The following is a 19,770-nucleotide window of genomic DNA, read 5'->3' on the forward strand; positions in this document are numbered from 1 at the left end:
GACTTTCGCAATATATTAAATATCAAATCAAGACGAATTTAGTTAAATTTTTAAGGGGTGCAATATGCAAACAAACACAAAAGCCAAACAACAGCCTAAAGGTAACAATTGGGTACTAACACCTGAAATTATGGTTTTGTCAATTTTGCTTGTTGCCACTTTAGTAATAGGTATAACAGTTTTACGAGGTAGCGATTCGATTGAACCGCTGGCAGATATTCAGCCAATTACTTTTACACAAGCTGATGTTGAAAACGCTCAGTTGATGAGTAATACGTTTGACTCGCAAAATACCAACTATGCACAACATGTAACTGCTTCTAAAAACGAAAATAACGACACTCTTTCAAACTAGAGACTTTTGCGCAGGTAACTATTTATAGTTGCCTGCGTTTTTTTATGTTCCTACCACCAATTTAATTTTTTATCCCTCCCCATAAAATTATTTATTTTCTCTTAAATTTAGATGGTGCTTAACCTAAACAGGATTTTATCAAAGCTTTCTCTTTTCTCATATACAATTGCTAATATTAGCTTTGGTCAGTATCTATTAACTGGCTTATCTGTGTTTTATAAGCTCGATTAAGCGCTCACATTGCCAATGTAGCTGCATTGCAAACTGAATTGCAAAATGCGAATGAAATGGGAGAAGTAAATCCATTTAATATTCTAATTTAACTACCTGAATATATTGGTTTTTATTTCTGTTTTTTTGTATTTAAATGGCCTGTAAATTGCTCTTTAATATAATAAGTCACTAAGAGTGAAACCGGAGCAAAATCATGAGTGCGTTTAAATACCTAGAATCGGAAAAACCAGTCAATCTAGCAAGATGGCATGAGTTAGAGAGGATCATGTCTGATTCAATGCAAAATAATTATTTTAAAATGGTTTATCAACCGCTTGTATCATTGGGATCTGGAAAGCTGGTCGGCTTTGAGTCGCTAGTAAGGTGCCAATCACCGCGCTTTGGCATTGTTGGCCCTGATGAGTTTATCCCTCATGTAGAGCAATCGGGAATGATTTTAGAATTAGGTGACTGGATTTTTGAGCAATGTTTGTCTGATTTAAAACATATGCGGCAGTTTGGTATGACAGATATTGCTGTTTCATTAAATATTTCACCGGTACAAATCTTAGATGGTGATGTGTTTGCAAAAGTAATGTCTTTGCTAGAAAAGCACCAAATACCACCACAGGCTATTAAAGTCGAATTAACGGAAACAGCGCTCATTCATAGTCCTGATAAAATAGCTAAGGCGTTTGAAAACTTCCATAAAGAAGGCGTAAAGGTGTGGATTGATGATTTTGGCACTGGGTATGCCTCTTTAGGTTTACTTCGTCAATTTGATATTGATGGTTTAAAAATTGATCGCAGTTTTGTAAGTGGTATTGCAACTAATAATGAAGACTTTACGTTATGTAGCGCAATTATTGCGATGGCTCAACGATTGGGTTTACAAACGGTAGCAGAAGGTATTGAAGAGAATGAGCAATTACAAATATTAGAACAACTTGGTTGCGATATAGCTCAGGGGTACCTGCTAGATAAGCCGCAAACGTTAACTAAAAGTATTGATACTTGGGCTTTGTAAATGTTTATATTCATTTTGATTTGCAAAATGCAAAAAACAAATTACTCTTAAACTACAACTCTTACATATTATTAGTGTACGAAGTTTTAACTTACACAAAGGTTATCTATGCCCATATCAGAGCAGTTTGTCGATAAAAGTATTACCGAGCTAAATGTATTAACTCAACTCGAAAAGGATGTTGGGACAACCGTGTTAGCTCGTTTAATTAAATTATTTATTGATGAATTAGTTACTATGGCTAACCAATTAGATACGGCAATTAGTAGTGAAGATACTATAAGAATTAAAGAAGTAATGCATGTCTTAAAAAATTCAGCAGCTTTATATGGTGCATCTGCTTTAGCTGCGTTAGCAACACAATTACACGATTCGCCACCGTCAACTACACAAGAAAACTTGCACGCAGCGCTTGTTATTAAACACAACTTGGATAAAACCCGAGATGCGTATCAAATAATGAGTAATAGTATAGCTATCTAGGAGAAAGCTGTGTCAGATATAATTGATAAAGGTCTTGTTTATATTGTTGAAGATAGCATTGCCAGTGGTGCTTTATATGCAAGTCAGCTTGAGCAGGCTGGTTTCCAATGCAAACACTTTACAGATGGGTACTCTGCTTTAGTCGGTATTAAAGAAAAAATGCCAGCGGTCATAGTACAAGACGTATGCTTGCCAGATATAAGTGGGCTTGAGGTATTACAATTTGTAAATAAGCAGAAAAATCCTGCTAATGTAGTCATGATCACCTCAAACAGCTCTATTGATATTGCAGTGGAAGCAATGCGTTTAGGCGGTTTTGATTTTTTAGAAAAACCTTTCACAAGTCAACGACTCATTAGCTCAGTAGAAAGTGCGTTGACGCCAAAAGAGCAAGTTAAAGTTCAACCATTGGTTAAAAACAGGGATAAAAATCAAGATTTTGTTGGTGAATCACTGGCAATGAAAACCGTTTTTAGATTACTTGATAGTGCAGCTAGAAGTAAAGCGTGTGTATTTATCACAGGTGAAAGTGGAACCGGTAAAGAAGTTTGCGCACAAACCCTTCATGATACAAGCCCGAGAAATACAGGACCATTTATTGCCATAAACTGTGCAGCTATACCTGCTGAGCTATTTGAATCAGAGTTTTTTGGTCATGTTAAAGGTGCGTTTAGTGGGGCATTGAGCGATCGAAAAGGGGCTGTTGAAGTGGCCAACGGCGGTACCTTATTTTTAGATGAATTATGTGAAATGGAACTTAACTTACAAGCAAAGTTATTACGCTTTTTACAAACAGGCATTTTTAGTAAGGTTGGTAGTAGTGAAGTATTACACAGCGATGTTCGTTTAGTCTGTGCAACAAACAGAAACCCAATCATAGAGGTTGCAGAAGGGCGCTTTAGAGAAGATTTATATTACCGTTTAAATGTTATACCCGTAAAGCTCCCCCCTTTAAGAGAACGCGGAGGCGATATATTACTGCTTGCTGAGTATATTTTGAAACAAAAAAGCGATAGTAATGCAAAGCATTTCACTGGTTTTTCTGATGAAGTTAAGGCGCTTTTTTGTAATTACGATTGGCCAGGAAATATTCGCGAACTACAAAATGTAATTGAAAACACCGTCGTTATTAATGATGGCGATGTAATTGAAAAAGACATGCTACCAAGCTCATTTGGATTAGGCGCTGTTAAGCATTCGATATCCGCTAAGTCAGTTCACAATACAAACGAGCAGAGTGTTCAACTATCGCCTATGTCTGTTCACGATATAGAACCTTTGTGGCAAGTTGAAAAAAGGGCGATTGAAAATGCAATTAAAAGCTGTGAAGACAATATTCCTCTTGCTGCTGCTTATCTAGGGGTTAGTGCATCTACCATTTATAGAAAAATAAAGGGATGGTCTTAAAGTCATAATCGATTTTTAATTACACTTTTCAGGTTGAATTAATAAAAGTTACCCTAAGCTCTATGGGTAAGAGCAAATTAATTTTTAATCTGAAACAGTAAAAGGAGATCGCAATGAGTAACACTAGTTTAAAACCTGCGGATATTATGCCATCACTAGTAGTGAGTGATGTTGATGAGAATAAGGTAGATTTAGTTGATAGAGTAAGTGACTCTCCTTGGAAAATGATTGTTGTTTATCGAGGCCAGCACTGCCCTAAATGTACTGCGCAACTTAACGAGCTTGCTAAAGTTCATAAAGACTTTAAAGATGCTGGTGTTGAAGTTGTTGCAGTAAGTGGTGATAGCCATGAGCAGCTTAATAAACATCTTGAAAAAATAGATATTAACTTCCCAATTTACTATGGTTTAACAATCGAACAAATGACCGATTTAGGGCTACATATCAGCGAGCCTCGCAGTGATGCAGAAACTGATCATCCATTTGCTGAGCCAGGCATTTTTGTACTTAATGAAAAAAATCAGCTTCAAATGGTCGATATATCAAACAGCCCATTTGTTCGTCCTGATTTAGAGCAACTGCTAGGTGGAATTAAGTTTTCTAGAGAAAACGACTACCCAATCCGAGGCACATTTATTAAATAACATTTATTTTTATGGTTTCAAAAGGCACTTTTTAGTGCCTTTTTTTATTTATTTTTAATTTTTTAAAATTAATCTCTTGAAAACAATTTTACCGTCCATATATAGCTAAGTAGGACGCCTGATGGGTCCTAAATTAAACTTAAACAATTGAAATTTATACTATTAATTAAACTTTGCTTGAGCTTGTTCAATAGAAGAGCACATGCAAAATATCGCTTAAATATGAGGATATTATTATGCGTACAGTAGACTTATCACCACTTTATCGTTCATTTATCGGCTTCGAACATTTAGCATCACTTATGGATGCGGCAGCTAATACAGATAAGCAGCCAAGTTTTCCTCCTTACAACATAGAAGCACTCGATAAAGACAAATACAGAATCACTATGGCCGTTGCCGGTTTTAGCGATAACGAATTAACCATTGAGTCAGAAAATAACACATTAAAAGTTACAGGTACTAAAGCAAATAAAGATGAAAACGCAGAGCGTAAATTTATTCATCAAGGTATTGCTGAGCGTAACTTTGAACGTAAATTTCAGTTAGGAGATCATGTACAAGTACTTGGCGCAGATTTAGCCAATGGCTTACTAAGTATTGACTTAGAACGTGAAATCCCTGAAGCGCTAAAACCACGTAAAATTGAAATTGGTAATAGCAATCTAATAGAAGGTAAATAATCTTCTAAAGTATATATTCCCCTGATTACTTAGCCGCCTCATTCGAGGCGGCTTTTTTGTTTACAGCGCTTCTAAATTATTGAGGTAGTAGGTTGCTTGTTGCAGCGTTTGTTCTTGGAGTGTTTTTTCTTGTTTATCCCAGTTTTTATATACCATACCAATACGTGGGTTCTTTTCTAGCCTGTCTCTGTGTTTATTCATGAAATGCCAGTACAGGCTATTTAGCGGGCAAGCTTTATCACCTACTTTTTGTTTAACATCGTACTGACAGCTTTTGCAGTAATCGCTCATCTTATTAATGTAGTTACCGCTTGCAGCATAAGGTTTAGTCGCAATTATTCCATCATCGGCAAACTGGCTCATTCCTCGGGTGTTGGGCATCTCTACCCACTCTATGGCATCGATATAAACACCTAGGTACCAGTTATCTACGTGATCAGGGTTTATTCCTGTAAGCATGCAAAAGTTTCCAATAACCATTAGGCGTTGAATATGGTGGGCATAAGCGGTTTCAAGGCTTTGTTTTAATGAGTGGCTTAGGCAATTCATTTTTGTTGAGCTGTTCCAAAAATAAGATGGTAGTGTGTTTTTGGCTTGTAATTGATTTTTAACAGCGTAGTCGGGCATGTTAATCCAATAAATGGCACGTACATATTCTCTCCAACCTAATATTTGCCTAGTAAAGCCCTCTACTTGCGAGAGGGATATTTCACTTGGTCTTTGTTCGTATTCTCTTATTACACGTTTGATTACATATAACGGGTGGAGTATTTTTGCGTTTAGGGCAAACGATAATCGGCTATGGTACAAGCTGGTATTATTTTTACTTTGATCTGTCATCGCATCTTGAAAGTGACCAAAGCAACTAAGTAAATGCTCGCAAAAGTATTCTAGAGATTCAATAGCTTGTTTACGCGTTGTTGGCCACTCTAGTTTCTGATCGGCTATTTCGCCAAAGTAAACGATCTTGTGCTTATTTAAGCGAGAAATGATGCTCTTGACATTATTATTGAATAGCTTAGGTTTTGGTATACACGCTAAGTCAGCTTTGGAAAATTTATTACGATTATTACTGTCAAAATTCCATTTGCCACCGGTTGGCTTAGTATCATCAACTAATATATTAAACTGCTTACGCATAGCACGATAGAAGTGCTCCATTGTCACATGCTTGTTTTTTGTAAAGCGTGTTTTTATTTCGGTGAACGGTAATAAAAAATGTTCAGTATCTGTGGCAATTACATCAAATGAGCCATCACTTTTAAACTTAGCTAATTGAGACTTAAGCCTAAACTCATCAGGGTATTGATATTCAATAGTTCCGCATTGGTATTTATCAGCAATTCGCTTGAGTAATTCAATTAAATCTTTGTCGTCAGCGGTATCGTCAAGTGTTAAATGCAAAACATTAAAACCAGCCGTTTTTAATGCCGTCGCAAAGTTTTCTATAGCATTAAAAAAAGCACATAGTTTTTGAATGTGGTGCTTAACGTAGTCGGTTTCTTGTTTTAATTCTGCGATGAGATAAAGCGTGTCGTCGTCTTTTTGTTTATACCATGAATGAGATGGGTTTAGCTGATCGCCTAATATTAATCTAAGTGTTTTATGATAGGTCATAGTAAAGCCAAATTTTTTTATACGGACATAGTTAATTAAACGATCGTTTTAATATTTTATAACAAGCAAATAGGAGTAATTAAGTGCATAACGACAATAGTTTGCTGTTTTTAATGCTGGGGATTAGTTGTTTCTTGAGTTGAATAATGGATTAGTAAAACGAATAGAAGCGTTAAATAACACAATACAGTGTGCTGTTAGCAATAGGGCAAAAAAGTTTAACCGCATATCAAGGCGTTTTTGACCATGGTGTTAAAATGAGCATAATTAAGGGGAGATTAAGTAAATTAAGTCTCCCCCAAATTGAATATCTAAATTTTATTACTTTGCTTTTGCTGTATTCTTTGTTGTAACGAAACCACGTTGGTAACGTTGAAAAGAACATTGCTTGCAAAGCTTTCAAAGTACCTAAGCGCTTTTTTCCAAGCGAGTTGACTCTCAGTAGTAAAATGCTTACCAAGGTGCTCTTCAAGGGTTTCGTAAAAAGCGTTAGATAAAAGGGCAATGTCACTGTGTGAAGCGCGGCTTTTTTTTAGATACATTAAATGGTGAGCTAAAAAAGGAGCTACCGATGCTGGTTTATCTAAATGTTTAACAATTCGTTCTAACACGCAAAAGAGGGTAAAGCTCTTTTCGTTAAACTGTAAGGCCGTCGGGTAATTCATCTCAATACTAGATTGGGCTAATTTACTATGAAACTTAGCCGTAAACGCATGAAAGTTAGGCTTAATAATTGTTAAGTTATTTAATAATGCTGATTGTTGTTGATTCATTTTTATCTCGTTGCAGTGAGTAATAACTATTATTATCAAGTAGGAATAAAGTTGATTATAGCGGGCAGTTCAAATTCTGCACGTTTTTTTAGTGTGAAAGTATGGCTTTTTGTTATATCTATTTACTTTCTGGTAATTAGTGAGCCTTTAAAACGTATTTTAAGAGTTATTAAACTTCAGTTTATCTGATTTTTATCCTGAAATAATAAGCTACTACATTTTATGACTCAAGTATGGGAATTTTATAAAGTTGGCTGATTACTTATGTTACTTACATATACATTAAATTAGCATCTTGACGAATTGCAAATTTTATAAACTAATTGCGTATTATAGTTGCTAATTATCCTGTACATCCTTATAATAGCGGCCATTGTTTAGCGTGTTGTATAACAGCTAACAGCGATATTAAATTTAAGGTTTGATATCTATTGGCGCGGGATGGAGCAGTCTGGTAGCTCGTCGGGCTCATAACCCGAAGGTCGTCGGTTCAAATCCGGCTCCCGCAACCAATTCTACTAGTAGGTATTACCTTACTAATTTATATCGCGCATTCTAAGTAATGCGCGTTTTGCGTTTTAGGCTATGTAGTTTAATTAGGTCAGTTTACTGACTCGCAACCAAGCTTGGCCCTCGGCCACACAGTTTTATGCTTTATTGGTGTGACGCCCCGCTTGGTTCGGGGCGTTGTTGTATCTGCACCTTACGATTTGTGGCAATTGCTATCAAATTAAAATTTAAACTCAGTATTTTAGGGCTATAAGCCCTTTTTTTGTTTGTATGGAGGATTTTCGTGACAAAACTTGAACAAGATTTAGTAACCATGTTAACGCCTGCGGTAGAAATGTTAGGCTTTGAGTTGCATGGTCTTGAATTTGTACAAGCGGGTCGCCATTCTACCTTAAGAGTATATATTGCTCATGAGGATGGGATCTCAGTTGATAACTGTGCGGATGCCAGTCGCCAAATTAGTGCGATTTTAGACGTCGAAGACCCAATTACAAATGAATATGATTTGGAAGTATCGTCTCCTGGTGTTGATCGTCTATTATTCAAACAAGATCACTACGAGCAGGCGCAAGGAGAGGAAGTACGCGTGCGTACTAAACTTCCACAGGATGGTCGTCGTAATTTTAAAGGCGACTTAGTAGCAGTTAGCAGCGATATGATCACACTATCTAGCGATGGTGCAGAGCATCTGATCATGCTTAGTAACATCGAACGTGCGAATTTAATCGCGAAGTTTTAAATTCGAGTGCGAAGGAATAGGGCAAGCGAGGCATTACCCATGGCAAAAGAGATATTATTGGTTGCTGAAGCCGTTTCCAATGAGAAAGCGGTTCCAAAAGAAAAGATTTTTGAAGCTCTAGAGTTCGCTCTAGCGACAGCGACAAAGAAAAAACACGATGGCGAAATTGAAGTACGTGTAGCAATTGACCGTAAAACCGGTGATTACGATACGTTCCGTCGCTGGCAAATTGCCGCTGTATTAGAAGATGGTTCTTTAGAGAACCCATACAGCGAAATCACTCTAGAAGCAGCACAGGTTGAAGAACCTGATTTGCAAATGGGTGATTATGTTGAAGAGCAAATCGACTCAATCAAATTTGACCGTATTACAACACAAATGGCTAAGCAAGTTATCGTACAAAAAGTACGTGAAGCTGAGCGCGCTTTAGTTGTTGAAGCATATAAAGATCAAGAAGGCGAGCTGGTAACGGGTGTTGTTAAAAAAGCAACTCGCGATGCAATCGTACTTGATTTAGGTAACAACGCAGAAGCGGTAATTTACCGTGATGACATGTTGCCACGTGAAAACTTCCGCCCGGGTGATCGAATCCGTGGTCTTTTATATGAAGTTAAACCTGAAGCACGCGGTGCACAATTATTTGTAACGCGCTCTAAACCTGAAATGCTAATGGAATTATTCCGCATTGAGGTGCCAGAAATTGGCGAAGAGATGATTGAGTTACGTGCAGCTGCACGTGATCCGGGTTCACGCGCTAAAATTGCTGTTAAATCTAACGACAAACGCATTGATCCAATTGGTGCATGTGTTGGTATGCGTGGCGCACGAGTTCAAGCTGTATCGTCTGAGCTTGGTGGTGAACGTGTTGATATCGTACTTTACGATGACAACCCAGCACAATTTGTTATCAATGCAATGGCGCCAGCAGAAGTTGCTTCAATCGTAATGGATGAAGACACTCACTCAATGGATATCGCTGTAGAAGCCGATAACCTAGCACAAGCAATTGGTCGTAATGGTCAGAATGTTCGTTTAGCAAGCCAATTAACTGGCTGGGAACTAAACGTAATGACTGTTGAAGACATGCGTACCAAAAATGAAGCTGAATCTGATAAGTTACTTAACTTATTCACTGAAAATTTAGATATAGATGATGAGTTTGCATCATTACTTATTAACGAAGGTTTCTCGACACTTGAAGAAGTGGCGTATGTACCTGCGTCTGAATTTTTAGAAATTGATGGTCTTGATGAAGAGACTGTAGATTTATTGCGTTCACGCGCAAAAGATGCATTGACAACTAAAGCACTTAAAACGGAAGAAAGCTTAGATGGCGCAGAGCCAGCTGAAGACTTACTTGCGCTTGAAGGCTTAGAGCGTCACTTAGCATTTGTTATGGCAAGCAAAGGTGTTGTTACACTTGAAGACTTGGCAGAGCAAGGTATTGACGAATTAGTTGATATCACAGAACTTTCATCTGAAAAAGCGGGTGAACTGATTATGGCTGCACGAAACATTTGTTGGTTTGCAGACGAGTAATTTATTAACGGAGGTATTACACACTATGGCAGAAGTAAATGTTGAAAAACTAGCCGGCGATATAGGTACAACTGTTGATAAATTGCTACAGCAGTTTTCACAAGCAGGTATCACTAAGCAAGCAACTGATAACGTAACAGAAGCTGAAAAAGCAACGTTACTTGATCATTTAAGCAAGCATCATGGTGGTACAGGTTCAGATGGCCCAGCGCGTATGACTTTACAACGTAAGAGCAAAAGCACATTAAGTGTGACTGGTTCTACGGGTAAAGCTAAAGATGTTCAAGTTGAAGTTCGTAAAACACGTACCTACGTGAAGAAAAGCGCAATGGAGCAAGAACAAGAGCAAGCACGCTTAGCCGCTGAAGAAAAAGCCCGTCTTGAACAGCAACAAAAAGCTGAACAAGAAGCCGCAGAATTAAAAGCGAAACAAGAGGCAGAACGTAAAGCGAAAGAAGAAGCTGACCGTAAAGCTAAAGAAGAAGCTAAACGCAAAGCTGATGCAGAGCGTAAAGCGAAACAAAAGCAGATGACCCCAGAGCAAAGTGCTAAGTCTGAGAAAGATCGCATAGAAGCTGAGCGTCTGCAAAAAGAAGCAGAAGAGGCCGCATTGAAGAAAGCTGAAGAAGAAGCGAAACGTCAAGCAGAAGAGGCAAGAAAGCTAGCTGAAGAGAATTCAGCACGCTGGAAGAAAGAAGAGGAAGAACGTAAGAAACGCGAAGAAACAGCGGATCACCATCTTACGACTTCAACTTATGCACGTGAAGCAGAAGATGTTGCCGATGCTCGTGATGAGCAAGGCACTCGCCGTGCTAAGAAAAAGAAAAAAGCGCCAGCAAAAGATAAATTTGCAGCGTCAAGAGGCCGTAACAAGTCTAAATTAAAAGCACCAGCATCGCTGCAGCATGGTTTCCAAAAACCAACTGTTGATGTTAAAAATGAAGTGCGTATTAGCGAAACAATTACAGTAGCTGAGCTTGCATCACGCATGGCTGTTAAAGGCGCTGAAGTTGTTAAAACAATGATGAAAATGGGTGACATGGTTACTATTAACCAAGTGATCGACCAAGAAGCTGCACAACTAGTTGCAGAAGAAATGGGTCACAAGGTTATCATTGTTAAAGAAAACGAATTAGAGCAAACAGTACTTAACGACCGCCATGAAGATGGTAAGTCAGAGCCTCGTGCTCCAGTAGTAACTGTAATGGGTCACGTTGACCATGGTAAAACATCGACTCTAGATTACATTCGTTCTGCGAAGGTTGCTTCTGGCGAAGCCGGTGGTATTACACAGCATATTGGTGCATACCATGTTGATGTAAATGGCAATATGATTACCTTCTTAGATACTCCAGGACATGCTGCATTTACATCAATGCGTGCTCGTGGTGCTAAAGCGACAGATATCGTAATCTTAGTGGTTGCAGCAGATGATGGTGTTATGCCACAAACTAAAGAAGCGGTACAGCACGCACGTGCAGCTGGCGTTCCTTTAATCATTGCTGTAAACAAAATGGATAAAGAAGGCGCAGATCCAGATCGCGTTAAAAACGAACTAGCTCAGCTAGACGTTATCCCTGAAGAATGGGGCGGCGATACGCAGTACGTTCATATCTCAGCTAAAACTGGTCTAGGTATTGATGACCTTCTTGAAGCCGTACTTATGCAATCTGAGCTTTTAGAGCTTTCTGCCCCTACCGAAGGTATGGCTGCAGGTGTTGTTATTGAATCTCGTCTTGATAAAGGCCGTGGTCCAGTTGCATCAGTACTTGTTCAATCTGGTACGCTAAACCAAGGTGACATTGTATTATGTGGTCTTGAGTATGGCCGTGTTCGTGCAATGCGCGATGAAAACGGTAAAGACATCAAGTCGGCAGGTCCATCGATTCCAGTGGAAATTTTAGGTCTTTCTGGTATTCCAGCTGCGGGCGACGAAGCAACTGTAGTTAAAGATGAGCGTAAAGCGCGTGAAGTTGCTTTATACCGTCAAGGTAAGTTCCGCGATGTTAAACTAGCACGTCAACAAAAAGCTAAGCTTGAAAACATGTTTACTAACATGACTGAAGGTGATGTTTCTGAAGTTAACGTGGTACTTAAAGCAGACGTTCAAGGTTCTATCGAAGCAATCTCTGATTCACTAACTAAACTTTCTACTGATGAAGTAAAAGTGAAGATTGTAGGTTCTGGTGTTGGTGGTATTACTGAGACTGATGCGACACTAGCTGCAGCGTCTAACGCAATTGTAGTTGGCTTTAACGTTCGTGCTGATGCTTCTGCTCGTAAAGTGATTGATACTGAAAACTTAGACCTTCGTTATTACAGCGTAATTTATGCCTTAATCGAAGAAGTTAAGCAAGCAATGTCAGGCATGCTTGCACCTGAGTTTAAACAAGAAATCATTGGTCTTGCGCAAGTTCGTGACGTATTCAAGTCTCCAAAAATTGGCGCAATTGCTGGTTGTATGGTTACTGAAGGTGTTATTAAACGTAGCGCTCCAATCCGTGTACTACGTGAAAACGTGGTTATCTATGAAGGTGAACTTGAGTCACTTCGTCGCTTTAAAGACGATGTTGCTGATGTTCGTAACGGCATGGAATGTGGTATCGGCGTTAAGAACTACAATGACGTACGTGTTGGTGACCAAATCGAAGTATTTGAAACAGTTGAAGTACAACGTACTCTTTAATTGTTAGCTCGCTAAACTAATAAATGGGGGCTTAGCCCCCATTTGTGTATCCATTATTTAATTAGCTTATTATTAAATTTCAATAAGTTATGATTTTAGGACAAATGCAATGAGAGAATTTTCTCGCACTGATCGTGTTGCACAGCAAATCCAAAAAGAAATTGCTGTAATTTTACAACGCGAAATTAAAGATCCACGCTTAGGTATGGTGACAGTGTCAGCGGTAGAAGTATCGCGTGATTTATCTTATGCCAAAATTTTCATCACTGTGTTTAACACACAAGATGAAGATGCAGCTAAGCAAAGCGCTAAAGTACTTAATGAAGCAACGGGTTATATTCGCTCGTTACTTGGTAAGCGTATTCGTGCTCGTATAATGCCTGAGTTAAAGTTTGTAGTTGATAATTCACTGATGGAAGGTATGCGTATTTCTAATTTAGTGGATTCTATTATCCGCGAAGATAACGCAAAGCATGTCGATGAAGATGTAGAAAGTGTTGATGCTGATATTTCAGATAGTGAACAAAGTACTAAGCACGTAGAAGATACAGATAGCGAAGAAGGCACTGATACAGATGGCAAAGCGCAGTAAAGGCCGTGCAGTTGACGGTATTTTGTTGTTAAACAAACCGCAAGGCATTTCATCAAATAAAGCACTGCAGCAAGCAAAAGGTGTTTATTTTGCACAAAAAGCTGGCCACACTGGTGCTTTAGACCCGCTTGCTACAGGTATGCTACCAATTTGTTTTGGTGAGGCGACTAAGTTTACGCAGTTTTTATTAGATACTGATAAAACGTATGTTGTGCGTGCACAACTGGGTGAGCGTACAACAACATCAGATTCAGACGGTGAAATCGTAAGCACGAAAGATGTGAATGTGACGCGTGAGCAGTTAACAAAAGAAATTGCAGCTTTTGTTGGAGAGTCAGATCAATATCCATCAATGTACTCAGCACTTAAGTATCAAGGTAGACCATTATATAAGTACGCACGAGAGGGTATTGAAGTCCCTCGTAAATGCAGAAAAATAAATGTGTTTAGCTTATCGTTTGACGAATTTGATGAACAAAACAACGTATTACAAATGACGGCTCATGTATCAAAAGGGACGTATATTCGTACAATCGTTGATGATTTGGGCGAAAACCTAGGGTGTGGCGCACACGTTATAATGCTTCACAGAACTGCTGTTGGTCAGTATCCGGCAGATAAAATGGTTTCGCTTGATGAAATTGAAGCGTTGCTTGCTAAAGCGAAAGCAGAAGAGCTTGCGCCTTCTACTTATTTAGACGCGTTGTTATTACCTATAGACACTGCTTTAACTGATTTACCTGTTATTGAAATTTCGAAAGAGCAGGGCAAAGTATTTAGTCATGGGCAAGCAGTCGAGTTACCTGAAGCTTTACCTGAGGGGGCAATTAAAGTTGTTGCGGATGGTGTGTTTATTGGTACTGGCGAGTGCAACTCAAGTGGCCATTTAAAGGTTAAACGTGGTCTTGCTAGCCAGCAAGATGATTACGTAAAGCCTGAATAAGCAATTAGTGTGCCCAGCAGTGGCTTATTAGTTGTAGATGGGAATAATTAACTTGTAGTTATTCCCACAGTTGGTAGAATACGCCGGCTTAATCGTTTTGGCTGAATTAGTGATCGGCTAAGACACCTTTTAAATTTAATTTTTGGAGTTACTATGTCACTAAGCAATCAAGAAAAAATCGATATCATTGCTAAATTTGCACGTGCAGAAGGCGATACAGGTTCATCAGAAGTACAAGTAGCATTACTTACTTATGATATCAACAAGCTTCAAGGTCACTTTGCTGATCACAAGCATGACTTCCACTCACGCCGTGGTCTGCTTCGTAAAGTAAGCACTCGCCGTAAACTACTTGATTACCTTAAAGGTAAAGATATCACTAGTTATACTGCACTAATCAAAGAACTTGGCCTACGTCGTTAAGAACTAGATTATAGAAATGGGAGCTTTTTAGCTCCTTTTTTTGTGCCTAAAATTTGTGTTTGAAAATAAAACAAATTTATAAACTTATTGAATTATATTGTAAAACTCCTATTTCATAGCTTATCAAGCATCATTGTATTTACCCACTCATTAGCCCAGCTTAAATCTAGTAGCTAGTGTGTGTTGACCTTTCGTGATTAATTTTGCAGCTGTATGTTTGGTCTTTAGGCAAGGCAGCGCCTATGTAGTGTGGTTATTCTCCATAAATAGGCGATAACGCAGCATAAATGCCAAACATGCGCTGCCCTGCGGGTTCATCCTAGGGGCGATTAACTCTTTGTTGCTCGATTTTTACTTAGCCCACTAGGTTACAAATCTCGCGCCGTGATTAAATCGCCCCTAGGATGAACAAATTTCAATCCGCAAAGATCAACACACCCTAGACTCGCATTTTGAAGTAGCTTTGGTATATACTATGCGCGTAGATAAAAAGGTTTATCTACGCTTATTCACATCATTGCCAATTGTAGTACTTAATTGATTTCCAACTGAATACAATTATGTACTGTAATTGGTACTTTGATGACAACTTATTAGAATACATTTAAGGAATATTTTAAGTGCAAGCAATTATTAAAGAATTCAAACTAGGTCAACATACAGTGACTCTAGAAACTGGTGCAATCGCTCGTCAAGCAGACGGCGCTGTACTTGCAAGCATTGGCGACACTTCAGTTTTAGTAACTGTTGTTGGTAAGCGTGAAGCACAACCTGGTCAAGACTTTTTCCCACTAACAGTTAACTACCAAGAGCGTATGTACGCTGCTGGTCGTATCCCAGGTGGTTTCTTAAAGCGTGAAGGTCGTCCTAACGATGGCGAAACTCTTATTGCACGTCTTATTGACCGTCCAATTCGTCCACTTTTCCCAAGCGGTTTTGTAAACGAAGTACAAGTTATTGCGACTGTTGTTTCTGTTAACCCTGAAATCCAACCTGATATGGTTGCAATGATTGGTACTTCAGCAGCACTTGCTATCTCAGGTATCCCGTTCAGTGGTCCAATTGGTGCATCTCGCGTTGGTTACATCAACGGCGAATACGTACTTAACCCTACATTGAAAGAGCTTGAAGAAAGCCAACTTGATTTAGTAGTAGCCGGTACTGATAAAGCGGTACTTATGGTTGAATCAGAAGCTAACGTACTTGCAGAAGACGTAATGCTTGGCGCTGTTGTATATGGTCATGAGCAATCTCAAGCGATCATCACTGCAATCGAAGAATTTAAAGCAGAAGCAGGCAAGCCTACTTGGGATTGGACTGCACCAGCTAAAAACGTTGCACTAGAAGATAAAGTAGCAGCAATTGCTGCTGATAAAGTAGGCGCAGCTTACTTAATCACTGATAAAGTAGCGCGTAAAGAAGCACTTGGCGAAGCGAAGGACGAAGTTGTTGCAGTATTAACAGCTGAACTTGCTGAAGGCGAGTCTTTAGACAAGCAAGAAGTTGGTAAAATCTTCGGTTCACTTGAGAAGAAAATCGTTCGTGGCCGTATCGCTGCTGGCGAAAAACGTATCGATGGTCGTGAACCAGATATGATTCGTGCACTAGATGTAATGACTGGCGTATTACCGCGTACTCACGGTTCTGCTATCTTTACACGTGGTGAAACTCAAGCGTTAGTAACAGCGACACTTGGTACAGAACGTGATTCACAGTTAATCGACGATTTAACTGGTACTCATAAAAACCACTTTATGCTTAACTACAACTTCCCTCCATTCTGTGTAGGTGAAACTGGTTTTGTTGGTTCTCCTAAGCGTCGTGAAATCGGCCATGGTAACCTTGCTAAGCGTGGTATTTCAGCTGTAATGCCTACACTTACTGAGTTCCCTTACTCAATCCGTGTAGTATCTGAAATTACTGAATCAAACGGTTCTTCTTCAATGGCGTCTGTTTGTGGTACTTCTCTAGCACTTATGAACGCGGGTGTACCAATTAAAGCATCTGTTGCCGGTATTGCGATGGGTCTAGTTAAAGAAGACGATAAATTCGTTGTTCTTTCTGACATTTTAGGTGATGAAGATCACTTAGGTGACATGGACTTTAAAGTTGCCGGTACTGCTGCAGGTATTACTGCACTTCAAATGGATATCAAAATCGAAGGTATCACTCAAGAAATCATGCAAATTGCGCTTAAACAAGCAAAAGCTGCACGTTTACATATCTTAGAAGTGATGGATGAAGCGATTTCTGCTCCTTCTGAAGAGCTATCAATGTTTGCTCCTCGCATATACACAATGAAAATCCCACAGAAGAAAATCGCTGAAGTTATTGGTAAAGGTGGCGCAACTATTCGTCAGCTTACTGAAGAAACTGGTACCACGATTGAAATCGGTGACGACGGTACAATTAAAATTGCCGCTACAGATGGCGAAAGTGCAGCTAATGCAATTAGCCGTATTGAGCAATTAACAGCTGAACTTGAAGTAGGTACTATCTACGAAGGTAAAGTTGTACGTATCGTAGACTTCGGTGCGTTTGTAAACATTCTTCCTGGCAAAGATGGTCTAGTACATATTTCTCAAATTAGTACTGAGCGCGTTAATAACGTGGCTGATCACCTTTCTGAAGGTCAAGAAGTTAAAGTTAAAGTACTAGAAGTAGATCGCCAAGGCCGTGTACGTCTAAGTATTAAAGAAGCAATGGAATCAGCAGCACCTGCAGCTGACGCGCCAACTGACGCGTAATTGCTAACTTATTAATCTAGTTATATTAGCTAGATAGTAAAAAAGGGGCTGTTTAGCCCCTTTTTTTATGCTTTAATGAAACCTTATTGGACAAGGTCTGTCTTATATTAATCGCGATATATCTTGGTATTAAGGATTTTAATGATACTCAAACATTTAGCTTTGGCATCTTTTGCTATTTTGTCTTTAAGCGCTTGCCAAACTACAACAGAATCAGAACCAACCCCGATTGTTAATGTGCCATTTACTGCACCTTTAGCTTCTGACTTTAGAAGTGAAATTGCTATTGCACGCTACTCAGAGCTATTAAATAGAGCCGACTTAAGCGAAGAACAACAAGCTAAGCTTTATTACGACCGTGGTGTACTTTTTGATAGTCTAGGTATGACAACTCTTTCGCGTATTGATTTTAATCGCGCAGTAAAGCTTAAGCCTGATTTAGCTGAAGTGTATAATTTTTTAGGTATTCAACATACGCTTATGCAGCAGTATGAAAAAGCCTATGAGTTTTTCGATTCTGCCCTAGAACTTGATGAAGAGCATGAATACGCCTATTTAAATCGTGGTATCGCACTGTATTACGGCGACAGAGCAGGCCTTGCTAAAAATGATTTTAATGAATTTTTAGCTCGCTCTCCAAAAGATCCGTACCGAGTTTTATGGGTTTATTTAGCACAAGCACAAGAGGATAAAGCCGTTGCGCTTGATGCACTTAAACAAAATGCCACTGCGCTTGATGAATCACAATGGGCGTACCAGTTAATTTCTCTTTATACGGGGGATATGAGTGAACATGCATTTTTATCTGGCATTAGTGATGGTGTTAGAACTGAGCAAGAATATGCGCAGCGTTTATGCGAAGCTTATTTTTATTTAGCTAAAATGCATCAAGCAGCAGGTGAACTGTATTTAGCATCAGACTACTTTAGGCTTGCGCTAGCAACTAATGTACACGAGTTTATTGAGTACAAATATGCGCGTTTAGAGCTTGAGTTGATGCAAGGTGTTGACGCAAGTTAAGCGTTTTAAATTAATAGGTGTATTACTATGTTGTTTGTTAATTACAGGCTCGAGTAATCACCTAGGCGCTATTGGCTTTTGGCATGTTTTAAACGCAAAAGCTAATGTGCTACAAAGTTATTGGAAATCACCTGGTTATTTTTCTGATCACTTAGAGCAGTTACCAAATACTTCTTTAGCTATACTCGCCCGCAGTAAAATTTCTTCAGCCCAATATATGTATTCTCTTAAGCTTATTAAAAACAGTCAGAGCGATACTGCAAAACAATTTTGGCTCTCCGCTATAAATGACTTAACAATCCCAGAGCGTAAAATATTAGCAACAAAGTTACTTGAGCACTCACGTTGGAGCGATTTAAAGTTACTCGCTAGTAAAAACAAATTACCAGCAGGGGATGTGCTAAATCATCTAAAGCTTCAGTTAAAAACACCACAGAGTAAAGTATCTAGTGAGTTTATCCACGCTCTCGGTTTTTCATCTTTAATAAATATAAGTAAACCTAATAATCAATGTATGTTTAACGTGCTGACTATGAGCGATCATCGTAGTGGCTTATATAAACTTACCGAGTTTATTAATGCTTATAATAAACAGCCAGAGCCCCGTGAAAATATTTTTTGCTTTTCAAAACCAGTTTACGTTGCAGGTATGCTTGAGTGTAAAAGTAGCACTAATCAAATAGCAAAGTGTGACTGGCAATCAGCTAAACTCAATAACCAGCTTCCTAACAATTTTAATTTTATAGTAATGATGCCAAAAGATGGAACGGCTAATGTTACTAAAGGAACAATGCTAATAAACTCAAAAGCAAAATACAGTGTGTTTTTGCATGAGTTGATGCATTTTAACGGTTTTGAAGATGAATATGCGCTACCTAAAGCTAAACAAGCATGGTTGTGTGCAAAAACGGGTTTTGTGGCACCTAATTTATTTATCTCTCATGATGAGTCGCCCCCAATAGGCTGGCATAAAGCAAAGGGTTGCCAGATAGGTGGTGTTGCATATAAACCTAGTGAAAATTGGTCTATTATGCAATATCAGCAGTTAGGGCTCTCGGCGCAGTATAGGGGGATTTGGTTGAAGCATTTAGATATGACCAATGGTAATTCTTATCGCCACTCCAGCGCGCTTACATTTGCAAATAAGGCCATATTAAATTAACAATTATCAGTATTAATTAATTGTTTTTGTAGGCTTAATAAATTGTTAGTACATGTTTAAAAAACACCCATACAGAACCGCTTTTTATAGACAAAATCAGTGTTTTTCAGTATAACTATAGTCATTAATGTCGTTTAAAAACAGGCAGTAAAAGCATCCCTTAGTATTAAAAAGAGATGCCCTGATAAACTTATGATTATAAAAGGC

Annotated in this window: 17 protein-coding genes and 1 tRNA gene; 16 read left to right on the plus strand and 2 right to left on the minus strand. The window is 38.7% G+C overall.

Going from position 1 to position 19,770, the window contains the following annotated elements; genetic code table 11:
• The first annotated feature begins 64 nt into the window (after window positions 1-64).
• The 6 genes from H5117_RS01635 (at window position 65) to H5117_RS01660 (ending at window position 4,812) form a co-directional block, all read left to right on the plus strand.
• Window positions 65-355, plus strand: a complete 291-nt coding sequence (locus H5117_RS01635; RefSeq protein ID WP_182695800.1) for a hypothetical protein — start codon at window positions 65-67, stop codon at window positions 353-355.
• A gap of 499 nt (window positions 356-854) precedes the next feature.
• Window positions 855-1,595 (plus strand): bifunctional diguanylate cyclase/phosphodiesterase, encoded by a 741-nt coding sequence (locus H5117_RS01640; protein ID WP_024595976.1) that lies wholly within the window; start codon window positions 855-857, stop codon window positions 1,593-1,595.
• A 108-nt stretch (window positions 1,596-1,703) separates the two neighbouring features.
• Entirely contained in the window at window positions 1,704-2,078 is a 375-nt protein-coding gene (locus tag H5117_RS01645) for an Hpt domain-containing protein (protein WP_182736014.1), read from the plus strand.
• A 9-nt stretch (window positions 2,079-2,087) separates the two neighbouring features.
• Window positions 2,088-3,485 (plus strand): sigma-54 dependent transcriptional regulator, encoded by a 1,398-nt coding sequence (locus H5117_RS01650; RefSeq protein WP_082007326.1) that lies wholly within the window; start codon window positions 2,088-2,090, stop codon window positions 3,483-3,485.
• Window positions 3,486-3,598: 113 nt separating this feature from the next.
• Window positions 3,599-4,129 (plus strand): peroxiredoxin-like family protein, encoded by a 531-nt coding sequence (locus H5117_RS01655; RefSeq protein ID WP_039489283.1) that lies wholly within the window; start codon window positions 3,599-3,601, stop codon window positions 4,127-4,129.
• 236 nt (window positions 4,130-4,365) lie between these two features.
• Window positions 4,366-4,812, plus strand: coding sequence for an Hsp20 family protein (locus tag H5117_RS01660; RefSeq protein WP_182736015.1), 447 nt, complete (start codon window positions 4,366-4,368; stop codon window positions 4,810-4,812).
• 60 nt (window positions 4,813-4,872) lie between these two features.
• Here H5117_RS01660 and H5117_RS01665 read toward each other — a convergent pair whose 3' ends face one another.
• The gene (locus H5117_RS01665; protein WP_182736016.1) at window positions 4,873-6,429 is read right to left on the minus strand and encodes a cryptochrome/photolyase family protein; all 1,557 of its coding nucleotides are present in this window, start codon (window positions 6,427-6,429) and stop codon (window positions 4,873-4,875) included.
• 311 nt (window positions 6,430-6,740) lie between these two features.
• Window positions 6,741-7,202, minus strand: a complete 462-nt coding sequence (locus H5117_RS01670; protein WP_182736017.1) for a globin domain-containing protein — start codon at window positions 7,200-7,202, stop codon at window positions 6,741-6,743.
• Between the two features lie 435 nt (window positions 7,203-7,637).
• On the opposite strand from H5117_RS01670, the gene H5117_RS01675 reads away from it, so the two are divergent.
• From H5117_RS01675 to H5117_RS01720, 10 genes are all read left to right on the plus strand, one after another.
• A tRNA-Met gene (locus H5117_RS01675) sits at window positions 7,638-7,714 on the plus strand.
• 281 nt (window positions 7,715-7,995) lie between these two features.
• A complete protein-coding gene (gene rimP, locus H5117_RS01680) occupies window positions 7,996-8,451 on the plus strand; it encodes a ribosome maturation factor RimP (protein WP_002958482.1) in 456 nt (151 codons plus the stop codon).
• A gap of 39 nt (window positions 8,452-8,490) precedes the next feature.
• Window positions 8,491-9,990, plus strand: a complete 1,500-nt coding sequence (gene nusA / locus H5117_RS01685) for a transcription termination factor NusA (protein WP_002958483.1) — start codon at window positions 8,491-8,493, stop codon at window positions 9,988-9,990.
• A 25-nt stretch (window positions 9,991-10,015) separates the two neighbouring features.
• On the plus strand, window positions 10,016-12,676 hold the full coding sequence (gene infB / locus H5117_RS01690; protein WP_002958484.1) for a translation initiation factor IF-2: 2,661 nt from the start codon (window positions 10,016-10,018) through the stop codon (window positions 12,674-12,676).
• A gap of 109 nt (window positions 12,677-12,785) precedes the next feature.
• On the plus strand, window positions 12,786-13,268 hold the full coding sequence (rbfA, locus tag H5117_RS01695) for a 30S ribosome-binding factor RbfA (protein ID WP_002958487.1): 483 nt from the start codon (window positions 12,786-12,788) through the stop codon (window positions 13,266-13,268).
• Window positions 13,252-14,211, plus strand: a complete 960-nt coding sequence (gene truB / locus H5117_RS01700) for a tRNA pseudouridine(55) synthase TruB (RefSeq protein ID WP_182736018.1) — start codon at window positions 13,252-13,254, stop codon at window positions 14,209-14,211. Before rbfA ends, truB begins: the two co-directional genes overlap by 17 nt.
• Before the next feature lie 153 nt (window positions 14,212-14,364).
• Entirely contained in the window at window positions 14,365-14,634 is a 270-nt protein-coding gene (gene rpsO / locus H5117_RS01705; protein WP_002958490.1) for a 30S ribosomal protein S15, read from the plus strand.
• A 620-nt stretch (window positions 14,635-15,254) separates the two neighbouring features.
• Window positions 15,255-17,381 carry a polyribonucleotide nucleotidyltransferase gene (pnp, locus tag H5117_RS01710; RefSeq protein ID WP_182736019.1) on the plus strand — a complete coding sequence of 709 codons (2,127 nt, stop codon included), beginning with the start codon at window positions 15,255-15,257 and terminating at the stop codon, window positions 17,379-17,381.
• Window positions 17,382-17,522: 141 nt separating this feature from the next.
• Entirely contained in the window at window positions 17,523-18,401 is an 879-nt protein-coding gene (nlpI, locus tag H5117_RS01715; RefSeq protein ID WP_002958493.1) for a lipoprotein NlpI, read from the plus strand.
• Complete coding sequence (locus tag H5117_RS01720; protein ID WP_182736057.1) at window positions 18,388-19,563, plus strand: hypothetical protein; 1,176 nt, start codon at window positions 18,388-18,390, stop codon at window positions 19,561-19,563. Before nlpI ends, H5117_RS01720 begins: the two co-directional genes overlap by 14 nt.
• Window positions 19,564-19,770: the final 207 nt, after the last annotated feature.

The organism is Pseudoalteromonas sp. SG45-1 (genome assembly GCF_014164135.1).
Lineage (GTDB): Bacteria > Pseudomonadota > Gammaproteobacteria > Enterobacterales > Alteromonadaceae > Pseudoalteromonas > Pseudoalteromonas distincta.

What these genes read in the sequence shown, in the direction of transcription:
- H5117_RS01635 (WP_182695800.1), top strand. Translation starts at nt 65, where the DNA reads ATGCAAACAAACACAAAAGCCAAACAACAGCCTAAAGGTAACAATTGG.
- H5117_RS01640 (WP_024595976.1), top strand. Translation starts at nt 855, where the DNA reads ATGTCTGATTCAATGCAAAATAATTATTTTAAAATGGTTTATCAACCG.
- H5117_RS01645 (WP_182736014.1), top strand. Translation starts at nt 1,704, where the DNA reads ATGCCCATATCAGAGCAGTTTGTCGATAAAAGTATTACCGAGCTAAAT.
- H5117_RS01655 (WP_039489283.1), top strand. Translation starts at nt 3,599, where the DNA reads ATGAGTAACACTAGTTTAAAACCTGCGGATATTATGCCATCACTAGTA.
- H5117_RS01660 (WP_182736015.1), top strand. Translation starts at nt 4,366, where the DNA reads ATGCGTACAGTAGACTTATCACCACTTTATCGTTCATTTATCGGCTTC.
- H5117_RS01665 (WP_182736016.1), bottom strand. Translation starts at nt 6,429, where the DNA reads ATGACCTATCATAAAACACTTAGATTAATATTAGGCGATCAGCTAAAC.
- H5117_RS01670 (WP_182736017.1), bottom strand. Translation starts at nt 7,202, where the DNA reads ATGAATCAACAACAATCAGCATTATTAAATAACTTAACAATTATTAAG.
- nusA (WP_002958483.1), top strand. Translation starts at nt 8,491, where the DNA reads ATGGCAAAAGAGATATTATTGGTTGCTGAAGCCGTTTCCAATGAGAAA.
- infB (WP_002958484.1), top strand. Translation starts at nt 10,016, where the DNA reads ATGGCAGAAGTAAATGTTGAAAAACTAGCCGGCGATATAGGTACAACT.
- rbfA (WP_002958487.1), top strand. Translation starts at nt 12,786, where the DNA reads ATGAGAGAATTTTCTCGCACTGATCGTGTTGCACAGCAAATCCAAAAA.
- truB (WP_182736018.1), top strand. Translation starts at nt 13,252, where the DNA reads ATGGCAAAGCGCAGTAAAGGCCGTGCAGTTGACGGTATTTTGTTGTTA.
- rpsO (WP_002958490.1), top strand. Translation starts at nt 14,365, where the DNA reads ATGTCACTAAGCAATCAAGAAAAAATCGATATCATTGCTAAATTTGCA.
- nlpI (WP_002958493.1), top strand. Translation starts at nt 17,523, where the DNA reads ATGATACTCAAACATTTAGCTTTGGCATCTTTTGCTATTTTGTCTTTA.